Annotated in this window: 18 protein-coding genes; 7 read left to right on the top strand and 11 right to left on the bottom strand. The window is 71.7% G+C overall.

Going from position 1 to position 19865, the window contains the following annotated elements:
* Positions 1-15: 15 nt before the first annotated feature.
* Both AB0D85_RS08755 and AB0D85_RS08750 read left to right on the top strand, forming a co-directional pair.
* Positions 16-3900: a CHAT domain-containing protein gene (locus tag AB0D85_RS08755; RefSeq protein ID WP_362315758.1), complete on the top strand. Its 3885-nt coding sequence runs from the start codon at positions 16-18 to the stop codon at positions 3898-3900.
* A gap of 184 nt (positions 3901-4084) precedes the next feature.
* Positions 4085-5497: an alpha/beta hydrolase gene (locus tag AB0D85_RS08750; RefSeq protein WP_362315755.1), complete on the top strand. Its 1413-nt coding sequence runs from the start codon at positions 4085-4087 to the stop codon at positions 5495-5497.
* A gap of 60 nt (positions 5498-5557) precedes the next feature.
* Here AB0D85_RS08750 and AB0D85_RS08745 read toward each other — a convergent pair whose 3' ends face one another.
* The 3 genes from AB0D85_RS08745 to AB0D85_RS08735 all read right to left on the bottom strand — a co-directional run bounded on the left by AB0D85_RS08745 (position 5558) and on the right by AB0D85_RS08735 (position 8199).
* Entirely contained in the window at positions 5558-6622 is a 1065-nt protein-coding gene (locus AB0D85_RS08745) for a sugar ABC transporter substrate-binding protein (protein WP_362315752.1), read from the bottom strand.
* Positions 6623-6712: 90 nt separating this feature from the next.
* Entirely contained in the window at positions 6713-7963 is a 1251-nt protein-coding gene (locus AB0D85_RS08740; protein ID WP_362315749.1) for a sugar ABC transporter permease, read from the bottom strand.
* Positions 7964-7977: 14 nt separating this feature from the next.
* Positions 7978-8199 carry a hypothetical protein gene (locus tag AB0D85_RS08735; protein ID WP_362315746.1) on the bottom strand — a complete coding sequence of 74 codons (222 nt, stop codon included), beginning with the start codon at positions 8197-8199 and terminating at the stop codon, positions 7978-7980.
* 488 nt (positions 8200-8687) lie between these two features.
* Between AB0D85_RS08735 and AB0D85_RS08730 the strand changes: the two genes are divergently transcribed.
* The gene (locus AB0D85_RS08730; RefSeq protein ID WP_362315743.1) at positions 8688-9770 is read left to right on the top strand and encodes a substrate-binding domain-containing protein; all 1083 of its coding nucleotides are present in this window, start codon (positions 8688-8690) and stop codon (positions 9768-9770) included.
* A 29-nt stretch (positions 9771-9799) separates the two neighbouring features.
* On the opposite strand, the gene AB0D85_RS08725 is transcribed toward AB0D85_RS08730, so the two are convergent.
* Positions 9800-10588 carry an AraC family transcriptional regulator gene (locus tag AB0D85_RS08725; RefSeq protein ID WP_362315740.1) on the bottom strand — a complete coding sequence of 263 codons (789 nt, stop codon included), beginning with the start codon at positions 10586-10588 and terminating at the stop codon, positions 9800-9802.
* A gap of 70 nt (positions 10589-10658) precedes the next feature.
* Here AB0D85_RS08725 and AB0D85_RS08720 point away from each other — a divergent pair, with 70 nt between their 5' ends.
* Together AB0D85_RS08720 and AB0D85_RS08715 are read left to right on the top strand one after the other, a co-directional pair.
* Positions 10659-11477: a phytanoyl-CoA dioxygenase family protein gene (locus tag AB0D85_RS08720; RefSeq protein WP_362315738.1), complete on the top strand. Its 819-nt coding sequence runs from the start codon at positions 10659-10661 to the stop codon at positions 11475-11477.
* Positions 11474-11758, top strand: coding sequence for a hypothetical protein (locus tag AB0D85_RS08715; RefSeq protein ID WP_362315735.1), 285 nt, complete (start codon positions 11474-11476; stop codon positions 11756-11758). Before AB0D85_RS08720 ends, AB0D85_RS08715 begins: the two co-directional genes overlap by 4 nt.
* Positions 11759-11779: 21 nt before the next feature.
* On the opposite strand, the gene AB0D85_RS08710 is transcribed toward AB0D85_RS08715, so the two are convergent.
* Together AB0D85_RS08710 and AB0D85_RS08705 are read right to left on the bottom strand one after the other, a co-directional pair.
* A complete protein-coding gene (locus AB0D85_RS08710) occupies positions 11780-12430 on the bottom strand; it encodes a response regulator transcription factor (RefSeq protein WP_362315732.1) in 651 nt (216 codons plus the stop codon).
* Positions 12427-13563, bottom strand: coding sequence for a histidine kinase (locus AB0D85_RS08705; protein ID WP_362315729.1), 1137 nt, complete (start codon positions 13561-13563; stop codon positions 12427-12429). Before AB0D85_RS08705 ends, AB0D85_RS08710 begins: the two co-directional genes overlap by 4 nt.
* A 133-nt stretch (positions 13564-13696) precedes the next feature.
* On the opposite strand from AB0D85_RS08705, the gene AB0D85_RS08700 reads away from it, so the two are divergent.
* Together AB0D85_RS08700 and AB0D85_RS08695 are read left to right on the top strand one after the other, a co-directional pair.
* Positions 13697-14425 (top strand): methyltransferase domain-containing protein, encoded by a 729-nt coding sequence (locus AB0D85_RS08700; RefSeq protein WP_362315726.1) that lies wholly within the window; start codon positions 13697-13699, stop codon positions 14423-14425.
* Complete coding sequence (locus AB0D85_RS08695; protein WP_362315723.1) at positions 14422-15057, top strand: VTT domain-containing protein; 636 nt, start codon at positions 14422-14424, stop codon at positions 15055-15057. Before AB0D85_RS08700 ends, AB0D85_RS08695 begins: the two co-directional genes overlap by 4 nt.
* Before the next feature lie 9 nt (positions 15058-15066).
* Here AB0D85_RS08695 and AB0D85_RS08690 read toward each other — a convergent pair whose 3' ends face one another.
* The 5 genes from AB0D85_RS08690 to speB all read right to left on the bottom strand — a co-directional run bounded on the left by AB0D85_RS08690 (position 15067) and on the right by speB (position 19756).
* Positions 15067-15723 carry a transglycosylase SLT domain-containing protein gene (locus AB0D85_RS08690; RefSeq protein WP_362315720.1) on the bottom strand — a complete coding sequence of 219 codons (657 nt, stop codon included), beginning with the start codon at positions 15721-15723 and terminating at the stop codon, positions 15067-15069.
* Between the two features lie 418 nt (positions 15724-16141).
* Positions 16142-16567 (bottom strand): nuclear transport factor 2 family protein, encoded by a 426-nt coding sequence (locus AB0D85_RS08685; protein WP_362315717.1) that lies wholly within the window; start codon positions 16565-16567, stop codon positions 16142-16144.
* On the bottom strand, positions 16564-17217 hold the full coding sequence (locus AB0D85_RS08680; protein WP_362315714.1) for a cyclase family protein: 654 nt from the start codon (positions 17215-17217) through the stop codon (positions 16564-16566). Before AB0D85_RS08680 ends, AB0D85_RS08685 begins: the two co-directional genes overlap by 4 nt.
* A 5-nt stretch (positions 17218-17222) precedes the next feature.
* Positions 17223-18791 (bottom strand): cytosine permease, encoded by a 1569-nt coding sequence (locus AB0D85_RS08675; protein ID WP_362315711.1) that lies wholly within the window; start codon positions 18789-18791, stop codon positions 17223-17225.
* On the bottom strand, positions 18788-19756 hold the full coding sequence (gene speB, locus AB0D85_RS08670; RefSeq protein WP_355724108.1) for an agmatinase: 969 nt from the start codon (positions 19754-19756) through the stop codon (positions 18788-18790). The genes AB0D85_RS08675 and speB overlap by 4 nt, the downstream gene beginning before the upstream one ends.
* Between the last annotated feature and the right edge of the window lie 109 nt (positions 19757-19865).

Genomic DNA, 19865 nt, shown 5'->3' with positions numbered 1-19865 from the left:
CTCGACAATGTCCCCATGGTCAGCGACCGTGACACACCGGACGTGTCCCGATTCCCCGGCGCCCTGATCCGCCGGGCGGGGTGCCGACTGCGCAACCGCCTCGCCGCGTATGCGAACGACCGCGCCGCCGGCTGGATGGTGCGGGCCGAGGGGCGCTCCGCGCGCAGACGGCTGAGCCGCGCCGAGCGCCTCCTGCGGCGGGCGATCAGGATCACCGCGTCCGAACGGGCCCGCCGTCACTTCTCCCTGAATCTCAGCCTGTTGCTCCAGCAGCGCCTCGAACTGTCTTTGTCCGACGACCCGTCCGAGGCGGCCGAGGCCGTCGGTGCGGCCCGCCGCGCCCTCGCCGGGCTGTCGGCGGACGAGGAGTGGTGGTGCGACGCCCTGTGCGCCCTCGCGGACGCGCTCCTGCTGGCGCACGCGACAACTACCGGCACCGAAGCCGGCGTTGACGAAGCCGTGCAGTGCATGGCCCGGGCCGTCGCCGACGCTCCGCGCGGGTCCGGTGATCTGCCCGCGCTGATCGTACGGCTCGGCAACGCGCTGGAGACGTCGGCGGATTCGAGGACACCCGGTGCTGAGTCCCTCGACCGGTCCTTCGACGTGGCCCGCAGGGCGGCGACGGAGGCTTCCGACGAGGTGCGGCCCATGGCACGGTTCGCGCTGGCCGAGGCGCTGTGCGGGGTCGCGTCGGCCGCCGACTGGACGGCCGCCCTGGACGAGGGCATCGGCATCTACCGTGACCTCGCCGATGAACTGCCCCCGCGCACAGGGGTGTTGCACGCTTTCGGTACCGCCCTGCTGCTGCGTGACGAGGCCGAGCACCACCCCGAGGCGGTCTCCGAGGGGCTGCGTGTGCTGCGCGAGGCGGTCTCCGTCACGGCTGCGGGAAGCGCGGAACGGCGCGCGGTGGAGCAGGACTTGGGCGCGGCCCTGCACGCCTCGTACGAACACACCGGGGACCGCGCGTTCCTCGACGAGGCGATCACGCTGCTCCGCACCACGGTCGAGAGCACGCCCGACGGTGAGTCCGGGCTCCTCCTGCGCGGAATGCGCCTGGCCATCTCCCTGGACGCCCGGGCCACCCGGACCGGCACGGCGGGCGACGCCCGCGAGGCCGGGGACCTGCTGACCCACGCCCTGGCCGACCCCGCGAACACCGAGGACGGCGAGGAGCACGCCAGTGTCCTGCTGGCCCTGGCCAACGCCCTGCTCACACTGGCCGAACTCACCGGCGAACCGGGCCTGGTCCCGAAGGCCGTCGGCCATCTGCGGGCGGCCGCGCGGACGGCGGCCGGCACGCTCCTTCGGGTCCGGATCCACTCCAGCCTGACGAGCGCGCTGCGCATGTCCTTCGCGCACGGCGGTCCACCGGCCGACCTGGACGACGCGCTGACGGCCGGACGCACGGCGGTACGGCTGGCCGGCGAGAGCGCCGCGGACCTGCCCGACTGCCTCACCAACCTGGCCAACACCCTCGCCGACCAGTTCGACCGGACCGGGACGCCCGAACTGCTCGACGAGGCGATCACGCACGCCCGTGCGGCGGTCGCCGGGTCGACGCCGGGGCGGCCCGGTCGCGGCGGCGCCCTCTCCTGCCTGGGCCTGTGCCTGGCCGCTGAGTACGAGGCGGTCAAGGACCTCACGGTGCTGACGGAGGCGGTGCGCCACCACCGCGAGGCGCTGCGGGTCACCGCCTCCGACGACGCCCGGCGGCCCGGCCACCTGTCGAACGCCGCCGTCGCGCTGGGTCTGCTGCACGAGCACACGGCCGAACCGGGGGTGCTGGCCGAGGCGATCGAGACCGCGCAGGAGGCCGTGGACACCGCCGCCGAACAGGACCCCGACCTGCACCTCTACCTCCAGACCCTCGCCCGCGTCCGGCGCGAACAGCACTTCGCCGCCCGTCGTGGCGCCGTACCGTATGCCGGAGTCCATCTGCGACAGGCCGTCGAAGCCGGACGCCGTGCCGTACGGGTCCTGCCACCCGGTGCGCCGACCGGGGCCGCCTGCCGGGGCAATCTCGCCGCGGACCTCCTGCTGAGCCACCAGGAGGACCTGAGCGTCGACGACAGCGACCTGGCCGAAGCCCTCACCCTGCTGGTCGGCGAAGCGGACGCCCTGCCGCCCGGCACACCGGAACGCGCCCTGTCGCTCTACAACCTCGGACTGGCCCGGACGGCTCGGTACGAGCGCACCCACGACGACGCCGAACTGTCCCTGGCCCTCACCGCGTTCACCGACGCGGAGCGGATCACGGCGGCGTCACCCATGCTGCGCGCCGAGGCCGCCCTCGAACACGGGCGGGCCGCCGCCTCGGCACAGCGGTGGCCGGCCGCGGTCGACGGCTTCGAACGGGCCCTCGCCCTGCTGCCGCTGCTGCCGTTCGCCCGGCTGGACCGCGGTGACCAGGAGTACGTCCTCACCGTCTTCGCCGGCCTGGGCCGCGACGCCGCCGCCTGTCTGCTCGCCTGCCCCGGCGCCGATCCGCTGCGCGCCGTGGAACTGGTCGAACAGGGACGTGGAGTGCTGCTCGACGCCATGTTCTACCCGGCGAGCGAGGTGATGGCGCTGTACCGGACCGCCCCGGACCTGGCCGAGCGGTTCGAGCGGCTGCGGGAGCGGCTCGACACCCGGCGCTCGCGTCAGTGGTCCCGCCGTTCCGGCAGCGGCACGGTCCGCCATCTGGACCGGTCCGCCGTACGGGAGCCGCCCGACGACGGGAAGCCTCTGGCGGCCGAACTCGACGACGTGGTGGGACAGATCCGTGCGCTGGACGGCATGGCACGCTTCGCCCGGGCACCCGCCGTCGGCGAACTGCTCACCGGCACCGACGGCGGCCGGGGCCCGGTCGTCCTGGTCAACGTCAGCCGCTACCGGTCCGACGCGCTGGCGCTGACCGGGGACGGCGTACGCGTCGTTCCCCTCCCCGGGCTGACCCTCGACCACCTGGCACGTGCCGTCGATCTGCACCTGCGCACCCTCCGCGCGATGCGCACCGCGGACAGCCGCACCGGGGCCGGCCGCCACCGGGTCTCCGAACGGCTCGCCGAGGTGTGCGCGTGGCTCTGGCAGACCGTGGCCGCGCCGGTGCTGGACGCACTGGAGCTGGCGCCGCGCGAGCACGACCGGCCCAGGCTGTGGTGGTGCCCGACAGGCCCGCTCGCCCTGCTGCCGCTGCACGCCGCCCAACGCTACGACGCCGGCCTCGGCCGGGACGACGGTGTGCCGGACCGGGTGATCGCGTCGTACACCCCCACCCTGCGCGCGCTGGCGACCGCACGTCGGCCACGCCCGCCGGCGGCGGACGGCGACGGCCCTGTCCTGGTCGCCTCGGTGCCCCGGGTGCCGGGACTGCGCCCGCTGGCCCACGCCGAGGAGGAGATCGCGGCGGTCGCCGCAGCCTGCCCGCGCCCCCCGGAGATCCTCCGGGCCGCCGACGCGACCCAGGACGCCGTCACCGGGCGACTGACACGGCATCGCTGCTGGCACTTCATCGGACACAGCAAGCAGGACCTGCTGAATCCCGGACTGGCGGCGATCCGGCTCGCCGACGGCGAACTGACCGCCCTTCCGCTGACGAGCCTGCGGCTGCACGGCGGGGACCTCGCCTTCCTGTCGTCGTGTGAGAGCGCGACGACAGGAACCGGCGTCCCCGACGATCCCCTCCATCTCGCGCTGAGCTGCCAGATCGCCGGCTATCGGCACACCGTGGGCACCATGTGGTCGGTGCTGGACCGCTCTGCCGCGGAGCTGGCCGGCCGGTTCTACGCCAACCTGACCGTCGACGGCCGCCTGGCCTACGACACCGCGGCCGACGCCCTGCACCGAGCCGTCCTGCACTTGCGCCGCACCTCGCCGATCGAGGTCTGGGCGGCGTATCTGCATGCCGGAGCCTGACGTGATGCCACGTTGGTCACTGTGTCCATCAGGCTGCCGCGCTCCGACACGGCACCTTCAGTAATGTTGTGCAGTCCATTGACTGCCGCAAGAATTGAGCACTACATTCCTCGGCGTCTTGGTTCCGTGCACTGAGTATCTGTTCGCGCGCCCGCTCCGCAGCCGCCCCCCAGGGAGCCCCCTCATGCCTGCCAGCACCCGTCCCCGTACGCGCCGCACCAGTCTGCGCACCGCTCTGGCCGCTCTGGCCACGCTGACGTCCGCGGCTCTCGCCGCGCTCCCGATGCCGACCGCCCAGGCGGACACGGCCACCGCCGGCCACCTCACCGGCAGTCTCTCCGACGGCGCCACCTGGGTGGCGGACGTACCCCAGAACTGGAACGGCACCCTGCTGCTGTTCAGCCACGGTTTCGGCCCCACCGTCGCCAGGGACGCCCCCACCGACGCCGTACGCACCGAGTTGCTCGGCGAGGGCTATGCGATGGCCGGGTCGTCGTACGACCCCAACGGCTCGATGTGGGCCCTGAACAGTGCCGAACGCGACCAGTTCGCCACGCTCGACGCCGTCACCGCGGAGATCGGCGAACCGCGGCGCACCCTGGCCATCGGGCAGTCCATGGGTGGGCTCGTCAACGCGCAGATCGCGCGGGACGGCGGCGGGCGTATCGACGGCGCGCTCGGCCAGTGCGGTCTGGTCGCGGGCGGTACCGATCTGGACAACTACCAGCTCGACGCCGAGTACACGATCGCCCGGCTGCTTCTGCCGGAGCAGGCGGTGAAGCTCATCCACTTCGGCTCCTCCGCCGACGCGGCCGCCACCGCCGAACAGCTCACCGACGCCGTCGCGGCCGCGCAGGCCACCCCGCAGGGCCGGGCCCGGGTCGCGCTGGCCGCCGCCTTCCTCAACCTGCCCGCCTGGTCGCCCGGAAAGGACCGGCCCGCCGCCACCGACTGGGCGGGACAGGAGGAGCAGCAGTACGACTGGTTCGCGCAGGGCATCCTGTCGTTCGTCGAGGGCGGCCGGTACGCCATGGAGCAGTCCGTCGGCGGCGACAACTCCTGGAACCGCGGTGTGGACTACGCCGGCCTGCTCGCCGACTCCGAACACGCACCCCAGGTACACGCCCTCTACCGGGCGGCCGGCCTTGATCTGCGGGCCGACCTGCGCGAGCTGACCGAGGGCGCCGTGATCACCGCCGATCCCGCCGCCGTCCGTACCGCGCGGCGGACGTCCTCCGCGGGCCAGGGACTCGAAGTGCCCCTGCTCGACATCCACACCACCGGCGACAACCTGGTTCCGGTACAGCAGGAGAACCGCTTCGCCGCCCGCGTGCGCGCCTCCGGCGACGGCGCGCTGCTGCGGCAGGCGTTCGTCGAGCGGCAGGGCCACTGCACGTTCACGACCGCGGAGACCGTGGCCGCCCTGCACGCGCTCGAACACCGCGTCAGCACCGGCCGCTGGGACGACGCCGCGACCCCGGACGCGCTCCAGCGGTCCGCCACCGCCCTCGAACTCGACGGGGCGGCCTACGTCACCTACCGCCCGGCCCGGCTGACGGTCGGCCGCGACCACCCGGCACACCTCGCCCACCACTGATGACGTGGGGGCCACTCATGTCCGAGGCAGCCGCGTCCTCGCCTTCCTCGCAGCGCGGTGTCAGTCGCGGCTGTTGCCCCACAGGGAGGTGTCGGTGCTCTTGAGGCTGGGGACGCCGCCGTACGTGCCGCCGTCGGCGGTGACGAGCGGGGCGGAGAGCTGGTCCTCCAGAATTCCGTCGCGGACCCGCACGATGGTGCTGTCGTGGTCGGTCCTGCCGGGCTTGAACGTCTTCCCGTCGATTGCGGCCTTCAGGTAGTACAGGGCGTACTTGGCGTAGAGGTCGGCCGGCTGGGACACGGTGGCGTCGATGTTGCCGTCGGAGATGTTCTGGAGTTCCCTGGGGGTGCCGTCGTTGGAGACGACGAACACGTGTTTCTTGTTCTTCGGGCCGGTCAGCAGCCCTTCCTGCTTGAGCACCTGGAGCGTGCCGGACAGGGCGAAGCTGGCCTGCATGTAGATGCCCTTGATGTCCGGGTGGGCTGTCAGGTCGGTCTGGAGTTTCTGTGCGGCCTCGGCGCCGTCCCAGTTGGTGGTCTCGCCGAACACCTGGACGCCCGGGTAGTTCTTCTTCATGCAGTCGTCGAACCCCTCGGTGCGGTCGCGGCCGTTGATCGACGCGAGATCGCCCTGGAGCATCACGACCTTGCCCTCGCCGCCCAGCTTGGTGCCCAGGTACTTGCATGCCTTCTCGCCGTAGGCGCGGTTGTCGGCGCGGACCACCATGTAGACCCTGCCGGCGTCGGGGCGGGTGTCGATGGTGACGACCGGGATCTTCGCCGCCCGCAACTGCGCCAGGATCGGCGCGATGGCAAAGGTGCTCTGCGGGGCCATCGCGATGCCCTTGACGCCCTGGAGGATGAGCGTCTGGGTGTTGGCGGCGAGTTTGCCGACATCGTTCTGCGAGTTCGTGGTCTTGAGCGAGAGGCCGAGTGCCTTGGCGTACTCCGGCGTGTATGCGATGTACGCGTTCCAGAAGTCGGTGTCGGAGCGCGGGTAGTCGACGCCGACCAGCGGCTTGCCGCCGCTCGACGTGGCCGTGGTGCCGGCGCCGTTGCACGCGCTGAGCAACACCAGCGCAGAGAGGCCGGAGGCGGTGGAGTAGAGGACGGATCTGAACCTCATCGGTACTTCCCGAGTCGATGTCACACCGACCGACACCAAATTTCAATTATATCCAGTTCTTTACCCTTGTATGTCTATACGCACCGGGCGTCAGGCGCGCCGGTGCGCCTGCTGTGTGTGCCGGGACAGTGAGTCGATGACCACCGCGGCGAAGAGCACGCCGCCCGTGATCACCAGCTGGACGGCGTTGGGCGTGTCGGTGAGGGCCATGCCCGAGGCGATCGACTGGATGACCAGTATGCCGAGCACCGCGGACCAGGTCGTGCCGCGGCCTCCGAACAGGCTGGTGCCACCGATCACGGCCGCAGCGATGGCGTTGAGCAGCAGGACACCCGAGCCGGAGTTCTGGCTCACCGACGTGATGCGCGAGGCCAGGAACAGGCCGCCGGTCGCCGCCAGGGTGCCGGAGACCGCGAGTACGGCCGTCTGTATGCCGGTCACGCCGAGGCCGGCGCGACGGGCTGCCTCGACGCTGCCCCCCAGGGCGTAGATCCGCCGACCGTAGGACGTGCGCCGGAGCATGATGTCGAGGCCCGCCACCACGGCGAGGAAGATCAGCAGAGCCAGCGGCAGGCCCTGGAACTGGTTCAGCAGGTAGGCGGCGGCGAACGCGATCACCGCCACCACTCCTGTGCGGACCCCGATGGTGCGCAGCGGGCGGTGCGGCATGCCGACGGCCCTGCGGCGGCGCCTGTTCAGGTAGGAGTCGAGGAAGACCAGGGCGGTGGCGAGCGCCGCCACCGCGTAGGCGACGCCGGCGTTGGTGAAGTAGTAGCTGGTCAGGTGGGCGATGAGCCCGTTCTCGTCGAGATTGACGGTGCCGCTGGTGCCGAGGACGGCGAGCATGAGGCCGTTCCACGTCAGCAGCCCGGCGAGGGTGACCACGAAGGCCGGCACCCGGGTTCTGGCGACGGAGTACCCCTGGACGGTTCCCGCCGCGGTGCCCGTCAGGACGGCGGCGATCAGGGCGAGCCATTCCGGCACGCCCTGGTTGACGCTGAGCACGGCGAAGACCGCGGCGGCGAACCCGCTGATCGAGCCGACCGACAGGTCGAGTTCACCGAGCAGCAGCACGAAGACGATTCCGACCGCGATGAGGCCCGTACCCACGATGTCCACGCTGAGGTTGGACAGATTGCGGGGCGAGAGGAAAGCGGAGTTGATGCACTGGAAGACGATCCAGACCGCGGCGAGAACGAGGGTGACGGGAAGGCTGCCCAGCTCACCGCCGCTCAGGCTGCGCCGCATTGCGGCGGTCCAGCCCGCCGCGGCGCGGGTGACGGCGCGCCTGGCGCGGGGCTGACGGGCTGCTGCGGGCCCGGCCCGCGTCTCGTCCGGCATGTCACGCATCCCTTTCACCACCCGGCGTCGCGGTGCGCCGGCCGGCGGGGCGCGTGGTCCGTGGCGCCCGTGATGGAGGAGATGGTCTGCTCCTGGGAGGTGGTGCTCGGGACAACGTCGGTGGTCTGTTCGAACCCCGGCGCCGTGGCCGTTTCGTCGAGAAGGAGGACGCGCGGATCGCCGGGAAGCGAGCGGGCGGTGGCGACAGTCTGTCGCCGGTCGCTGGACAGTGACACCAGGGGCCCGCACTGATCGGGACGCTTGGGGCCAGGCGCTCCAGCGGCTGCCCGGTGCGGCGCTCCGTCGCGACCACGGCCCGGGCAAGGGCGGTGTCCCGGACGCACGCATTCATACGCGAGGCCTCCCTCCTCCCTGGAGCCGTGCGGCTGCGACCGCGGTGCAGCGGCGTGGCCCACCGGAGCGGGGCGGGGTCGTGGCCTGCATCCGCCCGGAGCGGGCGAAAGCGGCAAAACGACCACTTCGCCAGTGTGGCACCGGCCATCGTGAACTGCGAACTCGGTGCCGCGCGACCGGCGTGATGCCCATCTGTCCGGTTTGACTCGCTATGTGATTCTGGTGAGGGGGAGTGCCCGGTGGCCGCAGGCCGGTACCCGGCACGGACGGGAGACGGAGGCGGAAATGCCTCACGACGGCAGTGCCCAGGCCGGAAAACCCGAACCGGACGCAAGGACGGGGGCCGGTCATGACGTGCCGTAGCCTCAAGGTGACGTCTCGGACGCGGTATGTCGTCGGCGCGCTCGTCGCGGGCCTATTGGTCACGCCCTCGGCCGCCTGCACAAGCGACGGGAAAACCACCGCGGACAGTTTCACCGTCGGCCTGCTGCTGCCGAGCCGGGTGGTGCCACGCTGGGAGAACTCCGACAAGCCGCTGATCGAGCAACGAGTGAAACAGCTCTGCCCGCACTGCAGCGTCGCCTATGCCAACGCCGACGACGATTCGACGGCCCAGCGGCAACAGATGACCGCCATGATCACCAAGGGGGTCAGGGTCCTCATCCTCGGCGCGACCGACAACAGGGCCCAGCGCTCCGCCGTCCAGGAGGCGCACAACGCGGGCGTCCCCGTCGTCGCCTACGACAGGCTCGCCGACGGCCCGATCTCGGGCTACGTCAGCTTCGACGGTGTCCAGGTCGGCACACTGCAGGGCCAGGCCCTCCTCAAGGCCGTGCGCGCCCCGGCCAAGGACAGGACCATCGTCATGATGAACGGCGACCCGACCAGCCCCAACGCCGCCTGGTACAAGAGGGGCGCACTGTCCGTCCTGCGCGGCAAGGTGAGGATCGGCCGTTCCTACGACACCCAGGGCTGGAGCACGGACAACGCGAACGCCAACATGTCCGCCGCCATCGCGGCCCTGGGCCCGGACCGGATCGACGGCGTCCTGGCCGCCAACGACGCCATGGCCGCAGGGGTCATCTCCGCACTCAAGAGTGCCCACGTCAGGAGCCTTCCACCGGTCACCGGCCAGGACGCCGACCTCGACGCGGTACAGCGGGTCATCAACGGCGAGCAGTCCATGACGGTGTACAAATCCTTCCGCGCGGAAGCGGAAGCAGCCGCTGCCATGGCCGTCGCACTGGGCCGCGGCGAGAAACTGCACGACATCGCCACGACGACGACCGACAGCCCCACCAACCGCGACATCCCGTCCGTGCTTCTCACCCCGGTCGCCGTGACGACCGCCAACGTCAGGCAGACCCTCGTCAAGGACGGTGTGTACACCGTCGCCCAGATCTGCACACCGCAGCTCCGGGCCGCTTGCGCGAAGGCGGAGCTGACTCCGTAGACGGGAATCCCTCGCTGAACAGTCGTATCTCATCGGCGTGCCGTCTGCCGGACGGCCCTCGGTGAGGCACCCAGTTCTCGGTGGCAGGTCTTGTTGAACGCCTGGAGGTCGGGGATGCCGACGGTCGCGGCGATCGCCGGGATGGCGAGCGTCGAGGCGACCAGGAGGTGCCGGGCCCGTTCCATACGGCGCCGCCGGATGTAGCCGACCACCGTGAGCCCGGTGTCCTTGCGGAACAGGCGCGTGAGCTGGGTGTGCGAGATCCCGGCGGTACGGGCGATGTCCGGGACCTCCAGCGGGTCGGCCAGGTGCTCCTCGATGTGGGCCATGGCCGTCCGCAGGGCGGGGTGCCGGGACGACCCCTCGCGCTGTGCGGAGGTGCCTGCCAGACCGGTCGTGCGCCACAGCACCGTCCAGAGCTCGGCGGCTGCCCGAGCCGGGGACTGAGGGCCGGCCGCGACCGTCTGCCGCAGCAGTTCGCCGAGCACCGCGGCGTCCGCACCCGCGTCCTGCATCACCGGGACGCGGTGGCGCTCACCCTCGCCCGGCAGCACGAAGTGGGCGTACAGGTGCTCGCAGGGCGTGGTGTCGTAGTGGAAGTGCACCTCGGTGTCGGGCGGCACGAGGCTCACGTGCCCGGGGCGGATCGGATGCCGGAAACCGCCGAACTCGAGGGTGCCGGAGTAGCCGTACAGATGGAGCTGCCACAGCCGCGGCAGCCGGAACACGTCGTGCGGTCCGGCGTGTCCGTGGACGCCCACGCCCGCGTTCGCCACCTGCGGAGGCAGATCGAGGGCCAGCTCCACGGAATGCGTCATGGCGGAAAAATACCAGCGGTCGCCGTTTACAGCCCACGACTTCCCGTATGCCTCCTTCTACGGTTGCCGTATGCCAACCACACGAGAACTGCTGAGTTCTGCCCAGGTGGCGCGGTTCGTGGCCCATGGATTCCTGCGCCTGGACGGCGTCGTGCCCCGGGAACTCAACCAGGAGGCGCTCGGCGTCTTCGACGCCGGGGTGCCCGCCGTGCCGTACGGCACTCCTGTGCCGAAGGCGTTCCCCGAGGGAACCCTCGCCCGTCGGCTCGTCGAACTCCCTGCCGTCGCGGGCGCGTTGGAGAGCCTGGTGGGCCCGAACCCGACCGTCGACCACCATTTCGTGCACACGCGTGAACCGCGCGGGGGCAGCGCGCAGCCGCTGCACGCCGACGCCCTCATCGACCTGCGGGCCGACGCCTTCGACGTGCAGCTCATGTACTACCCGCAGGAGGTCACCGCGGACATGGGCGGCACGCTCGTCGTCCCGGGCAGCCATCTGCGCCGGACCAACGAGTCCGACACCGGCCGCTACCAGAACCTGCGCGGCCAGACCCGGCTGACCTGCCCGGCGGGCACGGTGGTCCTGTTGCACCACGGGATCTGGCACGGCGGCCGGCGCAACGACAGCGACACCGTCCGCCACATGTACAAGATCCGTTTCAACCCGACCGTGCCGCAGGTGCGGCTGTGGGACACCGCGGACCTGCACGAGGCGGCTGTGCGCGAGGAGTTGTCACGCACCTTCCCCTGGTACGAACCGGCGACCGGCCGGCTGGAGATCCACAACCGGATCAGGCTCTGGCGTCTGCTCTCCGCCGACCCCGACTTCGACATCGAGTACTGGGCCACCCGGATCTCCAACCGGCCCGCGCAGAGGAGCCACCCGTGACCAGCTCGAACACCGTGCGGCAGCAGGTCCTCGTCCTGTATCTGAGCACCTCCGCCCTCGACTCCCCGGTCGTCGGCTGGGCCCGCTACGACGGCACCGGCGCGACCCGGCCCACCACCGGGGACAGCGACCTGCCGCCGTACGAGACGGGCGTCGCCGCGCTGCAGGACGGCTGGCGCCTCTTCCAGGCCGCCCAGCTCATCCCGCCGTACCCGGGGGCGGAACACGAGACGTCCTTCCTCAAGCACGAGTTCTTCTTCGAAAGGCTTGTGACAGCGTGAGCCGGGTATGCGCCGACGCGGTCAGGCGCCGAGCCCGGCGTCGCGGGCGAGCAGTGCGGCCTGGACCCGGTTGGTGACCTCCAGCGCGGTCAGGATGCGGCTCACATGCGCCTTGACGGTGCTCTCCCGCATCGCGAGGCGGGCTGCGATGTCGGCGTTGGTGTCGCCCTGGGCGAGCAGGGCGAGGACGTCGCGTTCGCGCGGGGTGAGCCGGTCCAGCCGCGCCTGGGCCGCTGTGGTGCCGCTGCGGGTCGTGGCGTGATAGCGGTCGATGAGGCGGCGGGCCGCGGACGGGTGGAGCATGGCGGAGCCCGCGGCCACCAGGTGCACGGCTCGCAGGATCTCGTCCGGGTCGGTGTCCTTGAGCAGGAAGCCGTCGGCGCCCGCCGCGAGCGCGTCGTAGACGTACTCGTCGAGGTCGAAGGTCGTCAGGATGACGACCTTCGGCGCGCGGGGGAGTGCCCGCAGGCGGATGGTGGCGGCGATGCCGTCCATCCGGGGCATCCGTACGTCGACCAGGGCGACGTCGACGTCATGGGCCGTGGCCAGTTCGATCGCCTGGAGCCCGTCGGCGGCCTGCGCGACCACCTCGATGCCCGGGTCGTCGGCGAGCAGGTCGGCCAGGCCCAGGCGGACCAGGGCGTCGTCGTCGACGATCATGACGCGGATCATGTGCGGGTGCCGTTCTGCTCGGTCTCGGTGGGGTGGGGGATCCGGGCGGCCAGTCGCCAGGCTCCCGCGCCGGCCGGGCCCGCGGAGAGGGTGCCGCCGAGGGCCGTGACGCGTTCGCGCAGGCCGATCAGCCCGTATCCGGAGCCGGCGGTGTCCGTGCGGGGGGTGCCCGGAGTGTTGGTGACCTCGACGAGGGTGACCGGCGGGCCGTAGCCGACTCGGACCGTGACCTGCGCGCCGGCGGCGTGCTTGCGGGCATTGGTCAGCGCCTCCTGGACAAGCCGGTACACGGCCAGGCGATGGGTGGTGGGGGCCTCCCCGGGCCGCCCCGTGGAGATCAGCTCGACGTGCTGACCGGCCGCGCGCGCGTCCTCGACCAGCTCGTCCACTTCGCGTATGACGGGGGTGAGCACGGGGGCGTCGGTCTCGCGCAGCGCCCCGAGCACGTCCCTGAGGTCGGCGAGAGCCTCGACGGACGTGGCGCGCAGCAGACCGAGCCGCTCGGCGACCGGCGACGGCAGCGAGGCGCTGCGGGTGACCAGAACACCGGAGTGCAGGGCGATCAGGCTGAGGCGGTGGGCCAGGACGTCGTGCATCTCGGCGGCGATCCGGGACCGTTCCGCCGATCGCGCCGCCTCCTCACGCAGCCGCGCCTCGACCCGCAGATGCTCGACGTCCGCCGCCATGGCCTCCACCAGCCGCCGCCGGCCGCCCAGCCACATGCCGATCACCACGGCCAGGGACGGCAGGAGCAGCGTGGACGCGTAACTCTGCGCGGTCCACAGCGAGGTGGCCCGGTAGCTGAGCAGATTCAGGCTCACCGCGGCCACGGCGCAGCAGGCCGCGATCCGGGCCCGGCCGTCCACCGCCAGAGAGAAGAGCGCGAGCACCAGAAGAGGCAACAGGGGCCAGCCCCACCATGCCGTGGCCGCCGTCACCAGCAGCGGCGCCACCGGCCAGCGCCACCGGGGCACCAGCAGGGCGGCCCCGCACACCACGGCCGTGGCGGTCACCGGGGCCAGAAACGCACGGCTGTCCAGCACCGCCGTGTTGAACGCGGCTGCCAGGACGCACAGCGTCACCAGCGCCACCCGCCCGTACGACGCCCACCTGCGGCCCTCTGTCCTGCTCACACCGGCGATCCTAGGCAGGACCGGCCGGTCGGGCCCCTCGCCCGTCGGGTACGGCGACCCCCTACTTTCGTAGCGGGAGACGGTGGCAGATCGGCGGATCCCGCGACGGGCCCTGATTTCTAGCGTCGCAGTCATGGACAACCGGACCACCCCCCGCCCGCGCTTTCCGGCGCAGCGCCACGCCGAACGCTGGACGTTCCTCGTCGAAGCGGCCCGTGATCTGCACACCACCGGCGCCGTCGCCCCCAGCGGCACGGCCCTGGCGCATGCTCTCACCGAACCCCTGAGGTCGCGGACGGGCGGCCCGCTGAACGTTCTCGAAGTCGGCGCCGGCACCGGCGCGGTCACACGCGCCCTGATACCCCAGCTGCCCCGGGGCAGCCGCCTGGACATCGTCGAGGCCAACCCACGCTTCGCCGAGCGCATCCGGCACCTCGTCGACGGCCACCCGGACATGGTCGGCAGGGCCGGGCACGTGAGCGTGCACGAGACCTTCGTCGAGGACCTCGACACCGACGCGCGCTACGACGTGATCGTCTCCGGGCTGCCGCTGACCAACTTCGCCCCGCAGCAGGTGGAGCGGATCATGTCCCGGTACCTGGAACTCCTGCACCCCGGCGGCGTTCTCACCTACTTCGCCTACCTCGGTACGCGCAGGGCCCGAGCGCTGACGGCTGCCCGGGCCGAGGCTCGCAGACATGCCGCCGTCGACCAGGTCATGGCCTCCTACCAGCGGCGCTACGCCATCGGCCGGTGGACCGTCTGGGCCAACCTGCCACCGGCCCACGCCTGGCACCTGCAGCGCCCCATCGCCGCCGCCGACCGGGTCCACCAGCCGCTGCCGGACGGAGCACGACGGTGAACGCCCTGTCCGACATCCTCGACCACCTCTCTCCGGTCGCGGCGTACGCGGTGGTCGCCGCGGCCGTGCTCGCCGAGTCGGTTCTGCTGGTCGGAGCCTTCGTCCCCACGCTCACCCTGCTGCTGACCGCAGGCGCGCTGGCCCGTGGTGGTCACATCAGTCTGTTCCTCGTCATCGCGATCGCGGCGTCCGCCGTGGTCGTCGGTGACTTCGCCGGGTATCGCACCGGCCGGTTCCTCGGCGAACGGCTGCGGGTGGACGGCATCGGAGGGCGCGTTCCGGAAGCGGCCTGGCGACGCGCCGAGACACTGATGACCCGGCATGGTGGACGGGCCGTTCTCCTCGCCCGTTTCGTGCCCGTGGTCCGCACGCTGGCTCCGCACTTCGCCGGCGCCACCCGCCTGCCTTACCGCCGCATCGCCCCCTACAGCGTCGTGGCCGCCGGACTGTGGGCCACCGCCGAAGCCGGTGCCGGGTACGCCGCGGCCACGTCCCTCCAACGGATACTCACACTGGGCGGCCCGGCCATCGCCCTGGTGGTTCTTACGGCCGTCGGAGTCGCCGTCGTCCGGCGACGTTCCGTTCTCCCGGCGCGACGTGCGGCCGACTCGCGGTCCGCCGCTGCCGACTAGCGGGGGCTCTCAGTAGGCGTGGTGGACCTGCCAGAACGCCCAGGCCTGGCAGGGGCTGCCATAGACGGAGTTCATGTAGCCGAGGCCCCACTTGATCTGGGTGGCCGGGTTGGTCTGCCAGTCGGCGCCGACGGAGGCCATCTTGGACCCGGGCAGCGCCTGGACGAGGCCGTAGGCGCCGGAGGAGGGGTTGACCGCGCGGTAGTTCCAGGTGGACTCGTGCTCCACGATGTTGCTGAAGCACTGGTACTGGTCGCCCGACATCATCTGCCGCGCTATCGCCTGGATCTGCGCGACGGTGTAGGTGCTCTGCACGGCGAATACGGAGGCGTCGTGAGAGGCGGTGGCCTTCGCCTTCGCGGCGGCCGCCTTCTTCTCGATCGCGGTCTTGGCGGCGGCCTTGCGGGCGGCTTCCTCCGCGTCCTTGCGGGCGCTCGCGTCGGCGGCGATGGCCTGGGTGTCGGCCTGCTGCGTGAGGGACGCGGTCTGCACCTGGGCCTGCCGGCCGACGGGTATGTCCGCCAGAAGCGTCGCGTCCGTTGCCGTCGCCTCCGCGCCGTGCGACGGCGCCGCGGTGTTGGCCGAGGCGACTCCGACAACGCTTCCGACAGCGGTGACCGCCGTGGCCGAGACCACCGCCAGTCCCCGGACCGAGTTCCGACTCACGTGCTTCCCTTTCGGTTCGTCCGTGCCGCCCTGCTGCGACTGGCGGGGACAACTCGCCTGCGGGGTCCGGCAGTTGGAACACTCTGCCGGGTCGGGACGGCCGGCGCAATGGTGAAGGAGGTGTGGATGCTCACAGTTGAGGCGCCGCGTGTCTGCCGAACAGAAGCATCGCCCCACGTCGACCTGCGCGAAGGGGAGATCCGTGGAACTGACGAAGTCCTTCGAACTCGCGCGTCGTCGGCGTGAGCGAGGACGGGCGGGGCGGTGCGGGCACCGCCTTCTCGCGGAAGAGGGGGCGTTTCATGGTCTGCCGGTCTGCCCGTCGCCGTGGAGGCGGCTCGGGCAGACGACCGCGAAGCCCCGTGAAGCCGGTCGACGCCCGGCGCGCCCCCGCTTCCCGCAGTGGGTGGCCGCAGGGTCAGGCAGCCGCCGTCGCCGGGTCGGGCGACAGGTGCTCGTGGACGGCGAGCCAGTTGTCGTCCCCGGTGCGGTGGAAGACGATGGTCTCGCGCTCGTGCACCGTCTCCTCCCCGGCCCTGGTGGAGACGCGGGTGGTCACCGAGTGGGTGAACACGGCGGTGTCGCCGAAGAGTTGGAGCAGGCGGTCCTTCGAGTCGCAGGCGAGGACGCGGAAGTCGTCCTCCTCGCTCCAGGTGCGCCACAGATCGCGGTACTCCTGGGTGGAGTCCAGACGCTTGCCGGTGGTGTGGAAGACGAAGCTGGCATCGGCCGCGAAGGCGTCGAAGTAGTCGTCGGTGCGGCCTTCGGCGAAGGCGGCGATCAGCGCGTCGGCCGCGGCGAGGACGGTGTCGTGGTCGTTGTCGTGACCGTGGTCGTTGCTCATGGCTGCGGCTCCGAGATCCGGGCCACGGCGCGGACGGGTGCGCCGTCCGCGCCGGGCAGGTGAAGGGGGAAGAGGCTGACGTGGACGTCGTGGCCGGCGTGCTGGGCGTCGAGGACCTCGGCGAGGTTGGTGAGGTTCTCGGCGATGACGGCGTCGGCGCCGCACAGGATGCGGTGGGCGGGAAGGGTCTCGCCGGGGGTGGGGTCGACGCTCAGCGCGTCGATGCCGACGGTGTACACGCCACGGGCGACGAGGAGGGCGGCCGCCTCCTCGGTCAGGTAGGGGTGGTCGTGGTAGGCGTCGGTGCCCCAGTGGGCCGACCAGCCGGTGGCCAGCAGCACGATCCGGCCCGCGGGGACATGGGCGAGCAGGTCCACGCCGATGGCCGCCCGGGGCGGCAGGCCCCGGGCGTCGACGACGTGGGCGGGGCCGTCGAAACGGTCCAGCGGCAGCTGGTCCAGCGCGGGCAGGCCGTCCTCGATGTGGGAGGGGGCGTCCACGTGGGTGCCGGACTGCGAACCCAGCCGGAGATGCAGGACGTTGACGCCGTCCTGGGCGGCGGTGAGCGCCGGACGGATGTCCACCTCCGGGTCCCCGGGGTAGACCGGCATGCCGGTGCGCAGGGGCACGGACAGGTCGATCAGGCGCATCCCGCTCACACCTCGGCCGGCTCGGGGACGCTGACGGGCGCGCCGTCGGCGCCGATGATCGGCGGCACCGGAGTGTCGACGGCGCGCACCAGCCGCGGGCCTTCGGGACCGAAGACGGCACGGGGCTCGGGGAACAGCCACAGCAGCGCGAGGTAGCTGATCGCGGCCAGGCCGAGCCCGACCGGCAGGGAGATGTCCACCCCGCCCGCGAGGTCGCCCAGGGAACCGACGAACTGGCCGGGCAGGTTGACGAACTGGACCGCGAGCAGGGCGGAGGCCAGCCAGGCGGCCATACCGCGCCAGTTCCAGCCGTGCGTGAACCAGTACCGTCCGCCTCGCTGACGGCGGTTGAAGACCTGCAGCGAGTCGGGGTCGTACCAGCCGCGGCGGGTGAGGAAGCCCAGGGTCATGATGACCATCCACGGCGCGGTGCAGACGATGATCAGCGTCGCGAAGGTGGAGATGGACTGGGTCAGGTTGGCGGCGAACCGGCCGACGAAGATGAAGGAGATCGACAGGACGCCGATGAACACCGTGGCCTGCACCCGGCTGAACCGGGGGAAGACGCTGGCGAAGTCGAGGCCGGTGCCGTAGAGCGAGGTGGTGCCCGTGGACATGCCGCCGATCAGCGCGAGCAGACAGACGGGCAGGAAGTACCAGGAGGGCGAGACGGCCAGCAGACCGCCCACGTAGTCCGGGGCGCTCGGGTCGAGGAACTTCCCCGCCTTCGCGGCGATGATCGAGGCGGTCGCCAGGCCGAAGAAGAACGGCAGGATCGTCGCGACCTGGGAGAGGAAGGCCGCGCCCATGACCCGGCGGCGCGGGGTGTCGGCCGGGATGTAGCGGGCCCAGTCGCCGAGGAACGCCCCGAACGAGACCGGGTTGGACAGCACGATCAGCGCGGAGCCGATGAACGCCGGCCAGAAGCCGGGCGTGCTCAGCGAGTGGAAGCTGCCCTGGTAGCCGGGGTCGAAGTCGCCCCCGAACGCGATCAGGCCGAGGACGAAGAGCAGCGAGGCGGCGGCGACCGCGATCTTGTTCACGAAGAGCATGAACCGGAAGCCGTAGATGCACACGGTCAGCACCAGCGCCGCGAACAGCCCGTACGCGAGCGCGTACACACCCTCGTTGGTCGGCAGGTGGAACATCCGGTGCGCGCCGCCGACGAGGGCGTCGCCGGAGGACCACACGGAGATGGAGAAGAACGCGACCGCGGTCAGCAGGGAGAGGAAGGAACCGACGACCCGGCCGTGCACGCCCAGGTGGGCGGAGGAGGACACCGAGTTGTTGGTGCCGTTCAGCGGCCCGAACACGGCCAGCGGCGCGAGGATCAGCGCGCCGACGGCCAGCCCGAGGCCGGTGGCGGCCAGGCCCTGCCAGAAGGACAGCCCGAACAGGATCGGGAAGGCGCCGAGGACGCAGGTGGCGAAGGTGTTCGCGCCGCCGAAGGCGACCCGGAACAGGTCCAGCGGTCGGGCGGTGCGGTCGGCGTCGGGGATGCGCTCGACGCCGTACGTCTCGATCTCGGTCAGCGCCGGGGCGTCGTGCTGCTCGCCGTGGGGGCTGGTGGTCATCTCTGCTCCTCGCGGGGGACGGCGGAGTCCAGGGTCAACAGGCTGATCAGGTCGTAGGCGACATGGGACGCGGCGAAGGAGGTGATGTCCGCGTGGTCGTAGGCGGGAGCCACCTCGACGATGTCGCCGCCGACCAGATTGAGTCCCGCCAGGCCGCGAAGGATCTCCAGCAGCTCGCGCGAGGTCATGCCGCCGGCCTCGGGGGTGCCCGTGCCGGGAGCGTGCGCAGGGTCCAGGACGTCGATGTCCACGGACACGTACAGGGGGCGGTCGCCGATGCGCTGCCGCAGCGCGTCCACGGTCTCGTCGACGCCCCGGCGCAGCACGTCGGAGGAGGTGACGATGCCGAAGCCGAGGCGGCGGTCCTCCTCCAGGTCCCGCTTGCCGTACAGGGGGCCGCGGGTGCCGACGTGGCTGAGCGCCTCGGTGTCGACGATGCCCTCCTCGACGGCGCGGCGGAACGGGGTGCCGTGGGTGTACTCGGCGCCGAAGTAGGTGTCCCAGGTGTCGAGGTGCGCGTCGAAGTGGAGGACGGCGACCGGGCCGTGCCGCTTGGACACGGCGCGCAGCAGCGGCAGGGCGATGGTGTGGTCGCCGCCGATGGTGACCAGCTTCGTCCCCTCGGACTGGAGCCGGCCCGCCTCCTCCTCGACGGTCTCGATCGCCTCGTTGATGTCGAACGGGTTCACCGGGATGTCGCCGGCGTCGGCGACCTGCGCCGCCGCGAACGGCGACACGTCGAGGCCCGGGTGGTACGGGCGCAGCAGCCGGGACGCCTCGCGGACCGCGGCCGGGGCGAACCGGGCACCGGGCCGGTAGGAGACGCCCGTGTCGAAGGGGACGCCGACCACGGCGATGTCCGCCCGCGCCACCTCGTCCAGACGCGGCAGCCGGGCGAAGGTCGCCGGTCCCGCGTAGCGGGGGACACGGGAGGAATCCACGGGTCCACGAGGCTCGGTCGTCATCGGGCACCTTCCTGTCGAGCCCGGAAGCGCACCGCCGGGAGAGAATGGCCCCGGCCCGGAGTGAATGGTTCCGGAAGCGGGGGATGTCTCAGTCTGCGAAGCGGCGACC

The organism is Streptomyces sp. NPDC048277 (assembly GCF_040652235.1).
Taxonomy (GTDB): domain Bacteria; phylum Actinomycetota; class Actinomycetes; order Streptomycetales; family Streptomycetaceae; genus Streptomyces.
Note: the sequence above shows the minus strand (reverse complement) of the source record. Positions and strands in the feature narration are given on the sequence as shown.